Raw genomic sequence first — 17,153 nt, forward strand, 5'->3', positions numbered from 1 at the left:
AGAAAGGAAAGAAATTATGAATTTAGTAAATATTATTGGTCAATTAGAAGGAGACGCTACTATTGCATACACTTCAAAAGATGGAGATAAAAAACTATATAAGTTTGTTGTAAAAGTACCTAAACCTTATAAAGTAAAAGAAGGAGATGGTGTTGATTATATTAATGTTAAAGCATGATCTAACACTGTTGATGATGAATTTTTATTACACGATCAAGCTGTAATTGGAATTGAAGGAAGAATTCAATCATTCGCTTCTAATAACGATTTAACTAATGTAAGAAATGAAATTTTTGCTAATAGAATTTTATACTTAAACTAGTCAATGCGTAATATATTATTATTTTTTACTTTAAAATATCAATACAATTGAGAAAAAGTTTTTAACGCTTTAAAAAATAAAGAAAAAATTTCACCTGAAACATTAGAAAATATTTCAAATAAATCAGAAACTAATTTTATATCACTTGTAGATCATAACTACCCTAAACACTTAAAAGATATTATAAGACCACCTTTTGTGTTGTTTTACAAAGGTAATATAAACTTAACAAAGTCTAAAAGTAAAATCTTTTCATTAGTTTTAGATTCAACAGTTGATGCATATGGTAAGAAAAATGTATTTAAATTATTAGATGATTTAATTTTAAACAACAAAATAATATCATTTAAATATAATAATGATTTTTCTATAGAAGTTATCGAGTATATTATTAGTAAAAAAGGTTCGTTTATTTTGCTTACTGATTTATCTATTAAAAATTTAAAAACACTTAATAATGAAATGTTTGAATTAATTGATAATTATGATAGTTCAGTAATAATTTCAGATAATCAAATAAATGACAAAATAAGTGATATTTATAAAAAAGATGATTCTATTTCAAGAACATTAGTCGGATTAGCAAATGCTGTTGTAATTTGTCAAAATAAAGAGATTATTTCTATTCAGTCAGTTTTAGATTTATGTTTAGAAGATGATAATAAATTCTATGTATTTCCAGAAAAAGTTAATAGTAAATTTAAAGCAAACAATTTAGCTATTAAACAAAATGGAATATTAGTTGAAAACTTAGATGATATTTTAAATGAACTTTAAAATTAACACTTTATCATAGCAAAAAGTATTTTAAAGTTTCTAAATCTCTTAATGCACAGAGCTTAAGAGATTTTTTTATAGTTAAAATGTTAAAATTAACTTATGGACAAGGAGGCTTTTATGAAAGTGTATAAAAACAAAGATAAAGAAAATGTTTTATCAGATAAAGAAATTTCAGATGAAAAACGTTCGCTAAATAAAGGTAATAAAAATTTCATAGCTATTCTAATAAAATATATGAAAATTTATAAAAAATGAACAGTTATTTTAGTGATAACTTCAATTTTATCTGCTGGATTTTCTTCTTTTAATCCATTTTTATTACAACAATTTCAATACTCAATTATGCACGAAAAAAATAATGCTTTTACTTCTTCTGATTGATGAGGTTTAAGTTGACAAGTTGTTTTAGCTATTTGAATAGTAGTTTTAATTTTGACTGGAGTTTTTACTTATGTTTCTAACTTTTTTGGAGCAGAATTAGGTAAAAAGATAGAGATTGATTTAAGACATGAAGTATCTAAAAAATTAATTTCTGCTGACATGTCTTATTATTTTGATAAAAAAACAGGTGAAATATTAACTAAAGTTGTAACCGATACACAACTAATTGGAATGCAAGCTGCAATTTTTCCAAATATCATTTTAGTCGCTTTCTTTTCTTTAATTTTTACAATAGTTGCTTTATTTGCGACAACAACTTTATATGTAGGTCTTGTTTTAATTGGACTTTATTTAGGATTAGGATTAATGTTTGTACTTTCATTTATTCCTATGAGAAAACTGATCTTTAATTTAAGAAAAATTATCTCTAATATTAATGGTGATGTAACTGATAGAATTAACACTATTAAATTAATCAAAGCTAGTGGAACTGAAGAATATGAAAAGCAAAGATTTGTTGATGTTCATAAGAAATACTATCAAAAATATAAACAAATAAGTTATTCTCAAGCTTCAATGATGTCTGTGTTATTTTTTGGAATAAACACTATTCAAGTTGCAATGATTGTAATTGCTTCATTTATTTATAGAAATGATTTAAATCAATTAAAACTATTAATTGGTCCTATGATTATGTGTGCAGGTATGATGATAGGTCCGGTTATGATGTTTTTAAGAGCAATTGGTGGATTATTACAAGCCAGTTCATCATCAAGACGTATTGACGGTATAACAAGTATTAAAAATGAAATTAATAATCACTCATTAGACAAACAAGGTATCGTAATTGATGAAATAAAAGGAAACATTATTTTTAAAGACGTGAATTTTGCTTATCCTACTAAACCAGACAACGTGATATTACCTAACTTTAATTTAGTATTAGAACAAGGTAAAAGTTATGCATTTGTTGGTCAAACTGGTGCTGGAAAATCTACTATTTCAAAATTATTATTAAGATTTTATGATCCTAGTTCAGGTGAAATTTTAATTAACGATAATATAAATATTAAAGATTTATACTTACCAAGTTATCTAGCTAATGTTGGGTATGTAGAACAAGAACCAGCATTATTATTAGGAACTATTTTAGATAATATTAAATATGTTAAACCAGATGCAACTGATGAAGAAGTTATTGAAGCATGTAAAAAAGCTGAATTACACGATCTAATTATGAGTTGACCTGATAAGTATGATACTGTTATTGGTGAAAGAGGATTTATTCTAAGTGGTGGTCAAAAACAAAGACTAGTTATAGCTAGAATGTTTTTAAAAGATCCAAAAATATTAATCTTAGATGAAGCAACAAGTGCTTTAGATAATGTTGTTGAAAAAGAAATTCAATCTAAATTAGAAGAATTAATGAAAAATAGAACAAGTATCACTATTGCACATAGACTTTCAACAATTAAAAACGTTGATCAAATTATTATTTTAGAACCTAAAAAAGGTATTGTTCAAACAGGAACATTTAAAGAGTTAATTAAACAAGAAGGTCAATTTAAAAAACTATATGATGCAGGATTTGCAAAATATGATGTGTAGAAAGGAGAGTTCAAAATGAAAAAAAAATTAAAAAATATTAAAAATAAAATTCATTTCGATAATGAAAGAAAATTTACAATTAAAAAACTTGGAATGTTTTTTAAAATGAACATCGAGTTTGCTAAAAAAAGTCCATTAATTTTTTGAAGTTGTGTTGTGATAACTGCATTAAACGCTTTTTCATCTGGAATTCTTCCTTTATTTTCAGCAAAAATGCTTGAAGCGTTACTTAAGTCTGAAAATGTAAGTTTATTTAATTCTATTTCTTTAAACTCAACACAATGATTGTATGTATTAGTTGTTAACTTAGTAGTTATTTTAATACTTGAATATTTTACTAACTTTACTATTGTATTGTATTCAGCAAAAATAGAAGTTATGCAACGTGTCAGAATTTTAAAAGCATTAACAGATCAAGATGTAGATTTCTATTTTGATCATGTTTCTGGAGATATTTTAACAAGATTAGTTGGAGACACTCAAAAAGTATCATTAGGTGTACAACAATTTATGACTAACTTAATATATTCTATGGTTGCTTCGACAACTGCAATTGCAATTCTATTTATTGAACAACAACATTTAGTTGCAACAATTTCATTAATTTATTTACTAGTAGTTAATATTTTAGGTGTAGGATTTTTTATTGATATGAGAAGAAAAATGATTCTTTCATTTGATGCAAAAAGAGAAAATGATTCAGATTTAACTGATAGAGTAAATAATATTTCTTTAATAAAATCTTCTGGAACTGAAGAATATGAAATTAATAGATTAGATGAAAAAGATAAAAATTATGAAGAAAAACTAACAAAAGTTAACTATTCAAATGCTACATTAAATACATGATTAGGATTTAGTATTAGATTATTAATGCCTCTTGTATTTATAGTTTTAGGTATTAAGTTTTTAAATAATTCAATTCAAAATCATGATTTAGAAGTTTCTATTTCTCTAGCATTTCCTTTACTGTCATCACTAATTGGAGCAGTGTCAATGTTAATTCCAAGTTTAAAAACTGCAACAGCTGCTGCTAATGCTGCTGATAGAATAAGTGAGTTAACCGATCCAAAACCAAGTATTTCTCCAAACAAAAAAGGATATAAAATATCAAAAATTGATAGTATTACTTTTGAAGATATAGAATTTTCATATCCTAAAAAACCCGATAGAATAGTTTTACCAAAAATGAATCTAAAATTTGAAAAAGGTAAAAGCTATGCGTTTGTGGGTCAAACTGGAGCTGGAAAGTCTACAATTGCAAAACTACTTTTAAGATTTTATTCTCCTAGTCAAGGAAAAATTTTAGTAAATGAAAAACATGATTTAGATAAAATTAATCTACCAGCTTATCTAGATAAAGTTGGTTATGTTGAACAAGATCCTCAGATTCTATTTGGAACATTTTTTGATAATATTAAATACTCTAAATTTGATGCAACTGATGAAGAAGTTATCGAAGCATGTAAAAAAGCAGAACTTCACGATTTTATTATGAGTTTACCTGATCAATATAATACAGTTTTAGGTCAAAGAGGATTTATACTAAGTGGTGGACAAAAACAAAGACTAGTTATTGCCAGAGTATTTTTAAAAAACCCTGATCTAATTATTTTAGATGAAGCAACAAGTGCATTAGATAACGTTGTTGAAAAAGAAATTCAATCTAAACTAGATGAGTTGATAAAAGGAAGAATGTGTATTACAATTGCTCATAGACTAACAACAATTAAAAACGTTGATCAAATTTATGTGCTAGGTCCTAATGGTAGTGGAATAGTTCAACAAGGAACATTTGATCAACTTAAAAAACAAGCTGGTCATTTTAGAAATTTATATGAAGCGGGATTGATGGAATAATGAATAAAGTTATAAATATTATTGGAGCTGGATTGGCAGGTTGTGAAGTGGCTTATCAATTAGCAAAAAGAGGATATAAAGTAAATCTTTACGAAGTTAAAAAAATCAAGAAAAATTCAGTACAAGTATCAGATGATTTTGCTGAATTAGTTTGTTCTAATTCATTAAGAAGCGATGATTTAAACAATGCTGTTGGAACATTAAAACAAGAAATGAGAATGTTAGATTCTTTAATTATGAAATCAGCAGAACTTGCAAGAGTTCCGGCCGGAGGTAGTTTAGCAGTAGATAGAGAAAAATTCTCATCATTTATTACTAATACTTTAAAAGAAAATAAAAACGTTACAATTTATGACAAAGAAGTAACTGATTTAAAAGAATTTAAAGATCAAATAGTTTTAATTTGTTCTGGACCTTTAACAACTGAAAGTTTACAAAATCAAATTAATGAAATTGTAGGAAAAGATGATTTTTACTTTTTTGATGCAGTTGCTCCTATTGTTACTAAAGATTCTATTAATATGGATATTGCATTCAGACAAAATAGATATGACAAAGGTGATAGTCAAGATTATATAAACTGTCCGATGACTAAAGAAGAATATGAAAAATTCTACAATGAATTAATTAATGCAGAAATTGCTATTGGACATTTAGAAGAAGAAAGTAAATTAAAATATTTTGAAGGTTGTATGCCAGTTGAAGGTATGGCTAAAAGAGGAGAACAAACTTTATTATTTGGACCTTTAAAACCACAAGGATTAACTAGACCTGATGGAGTTAAACCTTATGCTGTTGTTCAACTTCGTCAAGATGATGCTAAAGATAGTTTATATAATATAGTTGGATTTCAAACTAACTTAAAATGACCTGAACAAAAAAGAGTTTTTTCAATGATACCAGGACTAGAAAACGCTACATTTATTAGATATGGTGTTATGCATAAAAACAACTTCATAAATTCTCCAAAAGTTTTAAATGAATTTTTACAATTAAAATCTAGTCCTAACATCTTTTTTGCAGGACAAATTACTGGAGTTGAAGGTTATGTTGAATCTTGTGTAAGTGGATTAATTACTGGAATTAATATTTCTAGATTCTTAGAAAATAAACAATTAATTATTCCAGGTGATACAACTGTAGCTGGAGCATTATTACACTACATTCATAATACTTCACCAATTAACTTCCAACCAATGAAAGCAAACTGAGGTATTTTAAGAGATTTAGAAGTTTCTAATATGACTAAAAAACAAATCAAAGAAAACAAAAAGAAATTATACTCAGATAGAGCTTTAGAGAATATGAAAACATATATCAAACAAATCGAAGAGTAGGTGTATTTCTATGGCTGTTAAAAGTGATTCAATATATTGAACGTACTTTAATGAAGAAAATAAATTATTACAAAACAATAATTTTAAAAATCCTAATATGTCTATGAAAGAAAAAATTGATGAAATTTTTGAAATTACATATTTTGGTTTATTTAACTATCAAAACTTAAAATCTAAAACTTTAAATGATATTGAATTATCAGAAATAAGTGAAATATCTAAATATATAACTGAAAATTACTTATTATTTTTTAAATATATTAATTCTGAAACTAAGAAAAAAAGTTTATATAAAGAAGAATTATCATCTCAAGATAAAGAAGAAATCTTTTATGTTATTTCAAATATAGCACTACCTTATATTAAAAATAATTCATTTATAAATGATGATGTTTTAAATAATGATAATTATTCTTTATCACTAGTTTTAATAGAACTTGCTAAAAAATATAAGTTTATTTACAACTTAATAGATAGTAATGAAAAAATTGTTTATTTTGGTGCAGCTTATCCTTTATTTGTAACAATGATACTTATTGATATTACAAATGAAAGTGAAATGTTTAATAATATAAAATCGTTTTACACTAAAGAACGAATCTTAAAAACATTTAATAAAGGAAGACATTTATCTCCAGAAGAATATAATTACTACAAATCTGATATTGAAAACTTAAAATTTGACGAAGAGTTTAATGCTTTTTTAATCAATTTTAAACAATCTAATTGATCAACATTTTCATTAGATAAAAAATATAAATTGTTATTTCAATTATCAAAATTTACAGCTTTATTTTTAAAAGAAAAAATTAAATCATTATGTAGTTTAGATGATGGAAAAGACTTATTTTACAGTTTATATAACTATATGCACTTATTTTTAAAAAAAGACTCAGTTAATGTATCAGATGAACAAACATCAAACCAAACATTTATTGATAGTTTAGAAGAAGATGAACCAGATCAGTTTTTATCTCCTGTAAACTTTAAAGACTTTAATCCTTTTAAAATTGGTGAACACATTTCTAAATTAAAAGATTATTCTAAATTTGTGTGTGATACTGATAGAATTGTTGATTTTTTAAGTCAATCTTTATATGCTATTAATTATTTAAAAACAATAGAAATGTTAAAAAAAGATAGTTATGAAATTGGAGAATTCTTAATTGAAAGAAAAAAAATCTCATTAGTTAAAACTTTAAATCTATATCAAAAAAATCAAGATGAATTATATGAAAAAACAGATCTATTAAATAGTGTTGATAATATTGATTTAAATAGTAAAGTTTTTAAAGAAATGACTAAAAAAGATTATTCGCTTGATGATTTAAATAATAAAAAATCTCAATTAGTAACTATGTTAAAAATAATTTCACTAATGTTAGTAATAGCACCAAAAACAGCAAAAAGATTTAATTATTCATGAGAGATGTTATTAAAGTATTACATTATTACGTTTGGTCCATATAAAAAACAAGTTGGTGTTTATAATAAAAAAGATATTGATAGTATAAGAATTCAAGTAAGCAAGTTGTTAAATGCTTATAACAGAAATAAAAATAAAGAAAATTTCATCGACACATTATTTATCTTAAATAAATTAGAAAATTTTAAAAATTAATTAAAAATATATTTGATTTCATATATGAATGTGGTATATTCATATATGTAATTGCCCATGTAGCTCAGTTGGATAGAGCACGCGCCTTCTAAGCGTGAGGTCGGAAGTTCGAGCCTTCTCGTGGGCACCACTTCGAAAACAAACATTCATGCTTAGGCATGAATTTTTATTTTATATAAGGAGATTATATGAGCAACTTTTACGATGAGTTATTAAATGATATCAAAAAAGCTATTGATGATAATGATTTTGAAAATGCATTAAAATTAATAAACACAGAGCTTTCTATGCCTTATATTCCTGAAAATGTTGAATCTGATTTATTAAAATATTTAAAAATAATTAGAACCGAACAAAATAAAAACTTGTTTGAAAATAATAACAATTTTAATATTGATAAAATCAGAGAAATGTTAAATTCAAAAGATACTATCCAACAAATGATAGCTATAAAAAATTTAGCTTCAGTTAATATAAGATTATTATTAGATGATGTAAAAAAATATTTAGTTTCTAAAAATAATAGCAATGATAATAAAACATTTTTACTACTAGCTTTATCAGAACAAGATATTAATATTGATTTTAAAGTTTTAAAAGATAAAGAATATATTATTAATCCAACTCAAATAGATGTTCAATCAATTGATTCGAAAATAGAAAAAATAGAAAATAAATTAATCGAATTTATAACTGATAAAAATCCTAGTTTAATTGAAATGTCAAAACAAATTTTATTTTCTTATTTTTTAAATAGTTTTCCTAATATCAATTTAGATGATATTAATGAAATAACAACTGCAGTTTTATATACTACATATGAAATTAATAGTATCAATTTAGATCTTGAACAAATAAAAACTAAGATATCATTTAATAAAGAAAAAGTAGACTTAATCTTAAAAGTTATAAAAGAAAGTGGTGCTTTTATAGATGAGTAAAATAAACTTCGATCCTAATAACTACAAAAAATTTAATGATTATAATTATGTGATGAGCCAAGCTTTTAATATAACTTGTTCATTATGTGATGAACAAGAAATTGAGTTTGTTGTTAAAAACAGTCCAACTCCACTTGGAAGATTGTTAAAAGATAAAAATCGTAATTTAACTGATAAAGAAGTTGAAAAAATAGTAACTGAAGAAATTGTTAAGTGAGACCTATTAGAAGAAAATAATTTTAATAATAATATTGCAACATTTTTATGTTGAGAATGTTGAAATAATTTAACAGAACAAAAATAAAAATAGTAGATAATAAAAGCAAAAAGAGGTGTTTAAAATGAAATTTATTGATACTGCCAATTTTGTTGTTAAAGCTGGAAAAGGTGGAGATGGTGCGGTTAGTTTTCATCATGCTCTTTTTGTTCCTAATGGTGGTCCTAATGGTGGAGATGGAGGAAACGGTGGTTCAGTCTATTTCCAAGGTGATTCAGGTAAACACTCATTACTTGATTTAAAATTACAAAAAAGATATCAAGCTGAAGATGGTAAAAAAGGTGATATCAAAAACATGCATGGAGCTAAAGGTGAAGATAAAATCATTAAAGTTCCAGTTGGTACAGTGCTGTTTGATTCTAAAACTGGTGAAATTTTAGCAGATATTAATAAAGATCAAAAACTAGTTATGATTGCTAAAGGTGGAAAAGGTGGAAGAGGAAATGCAAGATTTGCAAACTCTAGAAATAAAGCTCCAACTATTTTTGAAGCCGGAGAACCTGGTCAAGAATTTGAAATTAAAGCAGAATTAAAAGTTTTAGCTGATGTTGGATTTGTTGGAAAACCAAATGCAGGAAAATCAACTTTATTAAGAGCTATATCAAATTCAAAACCTGAAGTTGCAGATTATCCATTTACAACACTAAATCCTCAATTAGGTGTTGCTAGAACTAAAAATGGTGATACATTTGTTGTTGCTGATCTTCCTGGATTAATTGAAGGTGCTAGTTTAGGAAAAGGATTAGGTCATCAATTCTTAAAACACATTGAAAGATGTAGAGTTATTTGTCACGTTTTAGATATGTCAGGAAATTATGGAACTGAAGATGTGATTCAAAATTATGAATTAATTAAAGAAGAACTTACTGCATATAATTTAAATTTAGAAAAACGTCCTGAAATTATCGTTTTAAATAAAATGGATTTAGATGAGGCTCAAATAAACATGTTAGATGAAAGAATTATTAATTATTTTAAAGACAAAAACACTGTACAAATTTCAGGGTTAAAAAAAGAAAATATTGATCAATTCTTATTTAAAATTTATGATGTTTTAAAAGATGCCAAAGATATTCCTTTATGAGAAATGGAAAATCAAGAATCTGATGAAGATGTTGCAATTTATACATTAGAAGAAGAAAAACCAGATATTCAAGTAATCAACAGAGGAAATGGAAAATGAGAAATTTCAGGTGATACAATTCTGAAAATATATCAAAAATTCCCTATTTGAACTGATGATAACTTATTAATGTTTAACGAAAAATTAAAAAATACAGGTGTTTATAAAATGTTAGAAGAACGTGGAATCAAAAAAGGTGATTTTGTTAAAGTGTTTGATTATGAATTGGAGTGAATGGATTAATATGTCAAATAAATTAGAGAATTATTTAAATTATTTAGTTGATTTTATTCGCGAATCTGTAAAAGAAGCTAATGCTGATGGAGTTATAGTTGGAATTAGTGGTGGAATTGATTCAGCTGTTGTAGCTAATCTAGCTAAAAAAGCCTTTCCTGATAATTATCTAACTGTTTGAATGCCAATTTATTCAAGTGATGAAGATTTTAAATGTGCAAATGAACTAGTTAAACAATGTGATTTAAAAAACGTAGAAGTTGATTTAAAACCATCATTTGATACATTTAAAAATAGTTTTTCAAACTTAGATCAAGAACCAAGTTTATTAGCTATGTCAAATGCTAAAGCGAGATTGAGAATGACTACTTTATATACAATAGCTCAAACTAAAAAATATTTAGTTTTAGGAACTGATAATTTAGATGAATGACACATAGGGTACTTTACAAAATTTGGTGACGGTGGAGTTGATCTTGTTCCAATTATTCATTTATTAAAATCAGAAGTTAAACAAGCTGCAAAATTATTAAATGTTCCAGAATCAATTATCAAAAGACAACCTACAGCAGGGTTGTGAGAAAATCAAACTGATGAAGCTGAAATTGGATTTAGTTATGATGAGATTGATAGCTATTTATTAGGAAATAATTCAAATCCAAAACTAAAAGAAAGAATAGATTATTTACACAAAATTAGTGAGCACAAAAGAAATATTGCAAAAGCTCCTAAACCATACGATAGAAAAGACTAGTTCAACTAGTCTTTTTTAGAAATCTAACAACAGTATTAAGATATTAGCTTTTTTCACATGTTAAAATTATATTTAGAAATAAGGAGTGATTTACATGATACTTTATGCTTCAGGTATTGAAATTTTTGGTATTAATGTAAACTTTATAACAATTTTAACTATTTTTATTTTGATAGGTTCTTTAACTTTGATAGGTTATTTAATAATTTTATTGATTTGATCTAGAAGAAGAAAAAATGATACAAAACTTAGAAAAACAGAACTACAAAAACAGTTAAATTATATAGATGATGAAATAGTTTCTATTATAGAAAATATAAAACAAGAAAAATCTCAACAACAAGAAGAGAGAAGGGTTTAGTTTATGGATGATATTACAAGTAAAAAAACAGATTCTTTTAATATTTCAAACGATAATTATTTTACTGAAGCAAATTTAAGAGAAGCAACTAACACTCAACAAACTAATTTAACTGATCAATCAGCATCACAAAACAAAAACTCTTTATTACTTCCTAAATTTTCTAAAAAAGAATTAGATAATGTTGAAATGCCTGATCAAATCGCAAAAGAAATTAGAATGGAAAAATATAGAATCTTAGGTATTCAATTAATAGGTATTTTATTACTTCTTATATCAGCATTTTTTTTAATAGTTCATTTTACAGCTAATGAGAAAACTGATATTTTAGGTATTGATAAAGCATATATTCCTAATCCTATTCTTATGGGTGTTGTTGGTTTTATAGGTTTAATTATTTTAATTATTGGTTTAGTTGATTATAGACAAATTTTATTAGGTGTTAGAACTTATAAAACAAATCTATTAATAGGAAGAGATACTATACCATTCTTTTTAATTAAACATTATAGATATCTAATTAAAGGTCCGATTTATATAAATTGATTATGTGCAACTATTTATTTATACGGATCATTAACTCTTGGAATAATGATAGGAATTAATGAAATATTTAAACGTCAAAATAAAGAACAAATTATTACTGAAATTATTATTGTTGGAGTAATTTTAATAGCAACAGTTTTATTTCACGTATTTTCACTAATCTCAATTAGATGAAGAAAAGGAAATATTTCTTCATATTATGGTTATGAAATTTTATCTTCTGAAGAAATTAAAGAATCAAAAAAACAAGCTAACAAACAGTGTTTAATTGTATTTTTTGTAATACTAGCTATTGTATTATTTTTAGTATTTATTCCTTATATGTTACTAAGAAAGAAAAAAGGATTGTCTTTAATTCCTTTTCTTACAAAATAACTAATTTTTAAAGGTGATCATAGATGAAAAAGAAAATCGCATTATTTGGGGGTAGTTTTGATCCAATACATACAGATCATGTAAATATAGCAAAAGCATGCTATCAAAAATTAGGATTTGATCAAGTTTGATTAATACCAACCTTTTTAAATCCTTTTAAATCAAAACAAAACAGCTCAGTTGAACATCGCATGGCTATGTTAGAGATTATTAAAAATAAATATGATTTTATTTTTATAAATGATTATGAAATAAAAAGTAACAGATCTGTTCAAACATATGAAACAGTTTCATATATGATAAAAAAATATCCCGAATATGAATTTTGTTTTATTATGGGTTCAGATCAATTAGATCGATTTGAAGAATGAAATAATTTCGATGATTTAATTAAATTAATTAAATTTAAAGTTTTTAAAAGAAGTGAAGATTATAATAAAGAAATTGCTTTAAAATACAATTTAGAAATGTTTGATTTTGAAAACAATAACTTATCTTCAACTGATATTAGAAACTTAAAAAATCTAGATAAACAAATACCAGAAATAAATGATTATACTAATCTTAGCTTGTTATATATGCATGAAAGATTAGAAAATCATATGGATCAAAAAAGATATATTCATTGTAAAAATGTTGGTCAAATGTCATATGAATTAGCTAAAAAATGAAATGTAGATGCACAAAAAGCATTAGTTGCTGGAACACTGCATGATATAACAAAAAGATGAGATAAAGAAAAACAAAAACAGTATTTAAGTAAATATCTACCTGAGTTGTTAAGTGAACCTTTTCCAGTTTGACATTCTTATACAGGATTTTTACATTTAAAGTATGATTGATTAATTAAAGATGATGAAATTTTAAATGCAGTTTTTAATCACACTGTTGGAAGTAAAAATATGTCTATGTTAGATATGATTGTATTTTGTGCAGATAAAATAAGTATTGAAAGAGATTATGAAGGTGTAGAACAACTTCGTAAATTATGTTTCGAAGATTTAGAAAAAGGTTTTAAAACTTTATTAGAAAATCAATATAAAGTCGCTATCAAAAAACATGGAATTAATAGTATAGGTTTAAAATTAATAGAAACAGTTAAACATTATTTAGGTGAAATTAATGAGTAAAAAATTAATAATAAGTGCAATGTATGAGGAATTAGAACAATCTATTTTAAATTCTTCAGCTAAATTAATAGAAAATAATGAAATTATTAAATTATATGAATCAAATGACATATTATTTGCAATTACAGGAATAGGATTAGTTAATGCAAGTGTTGGATTATCTTATGTTTTATCAAAATATAATGTAGATCAAATTTTAAATATAGGAACTTGTGGTTCATTAAATAAATCTTTAAAACAACAAGATTTTGTTATTGTAAAAAAAGCATTTTATTCTTGTGCTGATGCAACTGCATTTGGATATAAATACGGTCAAGTTCCAAGAATGGAAGAATTTTTTCAACAAGAAAATCAACTATTTGAACATGTAAAACAAAATAATAGAATTGTTAGTCAAGTTAATATTGCTTCATCTGATATTTTCATATCTAATGAACAGCACGTTGATTTATTTATAAATAAAATAGATGAAAATATTGATGTTATTGATATGGAATGTACAGGTTTTTTTCACACAGCAAGATTGTATGAAAAAGATATTATTTCAGTAAAAGTTATTAGCGATGTCTTATTTGAAAAAAAACCTAATTCTCTTCAGTTTAAAGATTTTATTAAAAAAGCGTCAGAATTAATTTGAGAATTTATAAATGAAACAAATTTATAATACAGCAAAAGGTGGAGATCCCACCTTTTTAATACACTATTCTATCTTCACGACCATAATATCTATCTCTTATTTTTTTGGGTAAATTATTTGTTCAATTTGGATTAAATCAATTTCCTGATTTTGAATTAACAAACTCAACAGTTGATGCATTTCACACATCTCAATTAGATATATTTTGACAAAAAGCACTTGCACCATAAAACATTTTTTCCATATTTTTTACATATGAGACATCTCAAGTTGTAACCACTTGTCCATTAGGTTTTCTTACTTTTCTAGTAATTAAAGGAACGCCATCGTTATTAAAAGCTTTAGCAGAATTAAACATGTTTGCTGTAGAATTAAGATTAGACAGACATCAAGCAGATATATCTTTGTTAAAACTATCTGTATAACTGAACATACCCTCCATATTAGTAACCTTACTTACATCTCAATTGCTCAATTCTTGATTGAACTTTTCAGCATTTGAAAACATCTCACTCATATTCGTTACATTAGAAACATTTCAACTATTTAGTGGTTGGTTGAAATTCTTATTATCATAAAACATCCCATTCATATCAACTACATTACTGACATTTCATCTACCTATTGGATGATTAAAACTATCAGCTCGTCAAAACATACCACTCATATCAGTTACATTCGATGTGTCTCAATTAGATATGTCTTGGTTGAAATCGTAGGCACTATAGAATATTTCTTTTAAATTTCTAACATATTGAAGATTTCATTTTTCTAGATTCTTAATTTTAACATTACGGTTATATGAAAAGGCCTCTTGTAAAGAATTTATTTGCCAAGGTAATTCAGCAGGAACTTCTTTTACGGTTACTGGCATTTGTTCTATTTGAATTTCACCTTTATCATTTTTGAAAAAACCAATGGCTTTACAAATTGTTTTATCTTTATTATAAGTAGCTCTTTTATAAGATATTGTTAATTCTTGTTTTGTATCATTAACTAAACTTTCTATGATATCTTTATCTGATTTATTAGAATTATTTAAAATGTCTTCAAATTCTTTTCTAGCTATTGCTTTTTGTTTTTCTTTTTCATCAATTTTAGTATCGTAAATTATATTTTGACTTTCAGGTTTGTCATCTATCATTAATTTTTCATCATCTTTTTCATCATCTTTATCAATTTCATCATTAGAATCGCTATTATCATGACTGTCATTTTCGGCTTCATCTTTATGATAATCTTTATCATTAACCAATTTATCTTCTCTTTTTACTATATTAGAATTATGTTGGTGATAAACTATTCCAAAAATAGATCCAGCACTTAAAATAGATAAACTAGCTAAACACATTATTTTTAAAAACTTTTTCATTTTACTCTCCTATCTTTCAATAATGTATTAGTAAAATTTATATATTTTTTAACCATATTTTAAAAAAATAACTTAAATATTAATAAAATAGGTAAATTGTTAGATTTTATTAGGTTAACTTTATTAAAAGTTTTTGTTAAAATTTTATTATTATAGAGGTTTTATGAGAGTAGCTATATTTGGAACAACAGGTGCAGGAAAAAGCACTTTATTAAAAGATTTAAAATCACTTTTAGATGATTCATACATATTTATTGATGAAAATTTTGAATCACCTTATTTCAAACAAGCATATGATGAAAATAGTTATGATATTCAAACTATTAACTATAAATTAGATTTATGAATGTTAACTGATAGAATGAAAACATTTAAAAAGTATATAGATCAAAAGAATATAATTTATGATAGATCATTACTAGATTCAATGGTATTTGCTGAAACAGATCATAATTATGGTAGATTAAATGATGTTGATTATAATGTTTTTAAAGACTATTTTTTAAGTTGTGTAGTACCCAATTTTTATGACAAAGAATTAAAAGAATTTAAATATGATTTAGTTATTTATTTAAAAGTAGATGAAGATACTGCTATACAAAGAATAAATAAAAGACATAGAAATGAAGAAGCAAAAACTAATGACAAATTTTGAAAAAGTTTATGTAGAAACTATGAAACTTGATATCAATTTTATAAAGATGTTCTTCCAATTATGGTAATTGATTCTACAAATCAAGACCACTTAGATTATGCAAAAAAAATAGTTGATAGAATTAATGAATTTGATAATAAAATCAACAAAAAAGATTGTTAATGTAACAATCTTTTTATTTTTACTAAATTATAAATTATAGTTGAACAACAAATAATAATTGTTGTTGACAAAATAAATATCGTACAATTTCTAAAAAATTCTTCAGGTAAAATATTTATTATTTGATCACTATCAGGATTAAAAATTCAATTATCTTTTTGCATGAAAAATATTTTATGAAATATTTCAAAATCTTTATCAAAATCAATCAAAGCAAATATTGAAATTACAATAGCAAATAAAACTATAAAAACCGAAGCATAAAAACTCTGATTAAATTTAGTTTTAAAATTATTTTTATGTTTAAGTTTAAAAATACTTATACTAATAACTCCTATTAAAGAGATTAAAAATAAACTAGTACATATAATAAATAAAATCTTAACATCATAAAAATGAGTTTGACCTTCAACTGAACTTTTTAATGATCCAACACTATAAGAACCAAATAAGCTTAAATAATTCATAATTGAATCATAAGCTGTTTTAATTGTTGAATAACTATAATGTGAAGTTTGTTCAATATTTAAACTTTTAATTTGCCAATAATAAAATGGTCGGAAATAAATTATAAAAACAATTGGAAAAGTAGTTATTAAAAACACATAAAAAACAACATTTAAAAATTTAATAAACTTATAAACATTGTTTGATTTGTTTTGATTTTTCATAACTTT

At 24.5% G+C, this 17,153-nt stretch carries 17 protein-coding genes and 1 tRNA gene; 16 read left to right on the forward strand and 2 right to left on the reverse strand.

The genetic code is table 4. The annotated features are described in order from the left end of the window. Positions 1-16 precede the first annotated feature (16 nt). The 15 genes from MYE_RS01640 (at position 17) to mtnN (ending at position 14,314) form a co-directional block, all read left to right on the forward strand. Positions 17-322 carry a single-stranded DNA-binding protein gene (locus MYE_RS01640; protein WP_042733268.1) on the forward strand — a complete coding sequence of 102 codons (306 nt, stop codon included), beginning with the start codon at positions 17-19 and terminating at the stop codon, positions 320-322. A gap of 3 nt (positions 323-325) precedes the next feature. Then, positions 326-1,099 carry a DNA-processing protein DprA gene (locus tag MYE_RS01645; protein ID WP_042733269.1) on the forward strand — a complete coding sequence of 258 codons (774 nt, stop codon included), beginning with the start codon at positions 326-328 and terminating at the stop codon, positions 1,097-1,099. 120 nt (positions 1,100-1,219) lie between these two features. Continuing rightward, positions 1,220-3,091, forward strand: coding sequence for an ABC transporter ATP-binding protein (locus MYE_RS01650; RefSeq protein ID WP_042733270.1), 1,872 nt, complete (start codon positions 1,220-1,222; stop codon positions 3,089-3,091). 15 nt (positions 3,092-3,106) lie between these two features. Continuing rightward, positions 3,107-4,951 carry an ABC transporter ATP-binding protein gene (locus MYE_RS01655; protein WP_042733271.1) on the forward strand — a complete coding sequence of 615 codons (1,845 nt, stop codon included), beginning with the start codon at positions 3,107-3,109 and terminating at the stop codon, positions 4,949-4,951. Beyond that, complete coding sequence (gene trmFO, locus MYE_RS01660; protein ID WP_042733272.1) at positions 4,951-6,288, forward strand: methylenetetrahydrofolate--tRNA-(uracil(54)-C(5))-methyltransferase (FADH(2)-oxidizing) TrmFO; 1,338 nt, start codon at positions 4,951-4,953, stop codon at positions 6,286-6,288. The genes MYE_RS01655 and trmFO overlap by 1 nt, the downstream gene beginning before the upstream one ends. Before the next feature lie 10 nt (positions 6,289-6,298). Further along, on the forward strand, positions 6,299-7,909 hold the full coding sequence (locus MYE_RS01665) for a hypothetical protein (RefSeq protein WP_042733273.1): 1,611 nt from the start codon (positions 6,299-6,301) through the stop codon (positions 7,907-7,909). Between the two features lie 53 nt (positions 7,910-7,962). After that, positions 7,963-8,039 (forward strand) — tRNA-Arg (locus tag MYE_RS01670). A gap of 58 nt (positions 8,040-8,097) precedes the next feature. Next, positions 8,098-8,850 (forward strand): DUF3196 family protein, encoded by a 753-nt coding sequence (locus MYE_RS01675; protein ID WP_042733274.1) that lies wholly within the window; start codon positions 8,098-8,100, stop codon positions 8,848-8,850. Next, positions 8,843-9,154, forward strand: a complete 312-nt coding sequence (locus MYE_RS01680) for a hypothetical protein (RefSeq protein ID WP_042733275.1) — start codon at positions 8,843-8,845, stop codon at positions 9,152-9,154. Before MYE_RS01675 ends, MYE_RS01680 begins: the two co-directional genes overlap by 8 nt. A 37-nt stretch (positions 9,155-9,191) precedes the next feature. Then, positions 9,192-10,493, forward strand: coding sequence for a GTPase ObgE (gene obgE, locus MYE_RS01685; protein WP_042733276.1), 1,302 nt, complete (start codon positions 9,192-9,194; stop codon positions 10,491-10,493). Position 10,494: 1 nt separating this feature from the next. Next, positions 10,495-11,238, forward strand: a complete 744-nt coding sequence (gene nadE, locus MYE_RS01690; protein WP_042733277.1) for an NAD(+) synthase — start codon at positions 10,495-10,497, stop codon at positions 11,236-11,238. A gap of 94 nt (positions 11,239-11,332) precedes the next feature. Next, positions 11,333-11,599: a TIGR04561 family membrane protein gene (locus tag MYE_RS01695; protein WP_042733278.1), complete on the forward strand. Its 267-nt coding sequence runs from the start codon at positions 11,333-11,335 to the stop codon at positions 11,597-11,599. A 3-nt stretch (positions 11,600-11,602) separates the two neighbouring features. Continuing rightward, positions 11,603-12,520: an MSC_0882 family membrane protein gene (locus tag MYE_RS01700; RefSeq protein ID WP_042733279.1), complete on the forward strand. Its 918-nt coding sequence runs from the start codon at positions 11,603-11,605 to the stop codon at positions 12,518-12,520. Positions 12,521-12,543: 23 nt separating this feature from the next. Next, positions 12,544-13,650: a nicotinate-nucleotide adenylyltransferase gene (locus MYE_RS01705; protein ID WP_042733280.1), complete on the forward strand. Its 1,107-nt coding sequence runs from the start codon at positions 12,544-12,546 to the stop codon at positions 13,648-13,650. Further along, complete coding sequence (gene mtnN, locus MYE_RS01710) at positions 13,643-14,314, forward strand: 5'-methylthioadenosine/S-adenosylhomocysteine nucleosidase (protein WP_144402413.1); 672 nt, start codon at positions 13,643-13,645, stop codon at positions 14,312-14,314. The genes MYE_RS01705 and mtnN overlap by 8 nt, the downstream gene beginning before the upstream one ends. 28 nt (positions 14,315-14,342) lie before the next feature. Here mtnN and MYE_RS01715 read toward each other — a convergent pair whose 3' ends face one another. Next, a complete protein-coding gene (locus tag MYE_RS01715; RefSeq protein WP_052491395.1) occupies positions 14,343-15,659 on the reverse strand; it encodes a BspA family leucine-rich repeat surface protein in 1,317 nt (438 codons plus the stop codon). A 163-nt stretch (positions 15,660-15,822) separates the two neighbouring features. On the opposite strand from MYE_RS01715, the gene MYE_RS01720 reads away from it, so the two are divergent. Continuing rightward, entirely contained in the window at positions 15,823-16,476 is a 654-nt protein-coding gene (locus tag MYE_RS01720) for a deoxynucleoside kinase (RefSeq protein ID WP_042733281.1), read from the forward strand. Here MYE_RS01720 and MYE_RS01725 read toward each other — a convergent pair. Further along, entirely contained in the window at positions 16,473-17,147 is a 675-nt protein-coding gene (locus MYE_RS01725; protein WP_042733282.1) for a TIGR01906 family membrane protein, read from the reverse strand. The genes MYE_RS01720 and MYE_RS01725 overlap by 4 nt on opposite strands. Between the last annotated feature and the right edge of the window lie 6 nt (positions 17,148-17,153).

Origin of the sequence: Mycoplasma yeatsii GM274B (assembly GCF_000875755.1) — a bacterium.
GTDB classification, from domain to species: domain Bacteria; phylum Bacillota_I; class Bacilli_A; order Mycoplasmatales; family Mycoplasmataceae; genus Mycoplasma; species Mycoplasma yeatsii.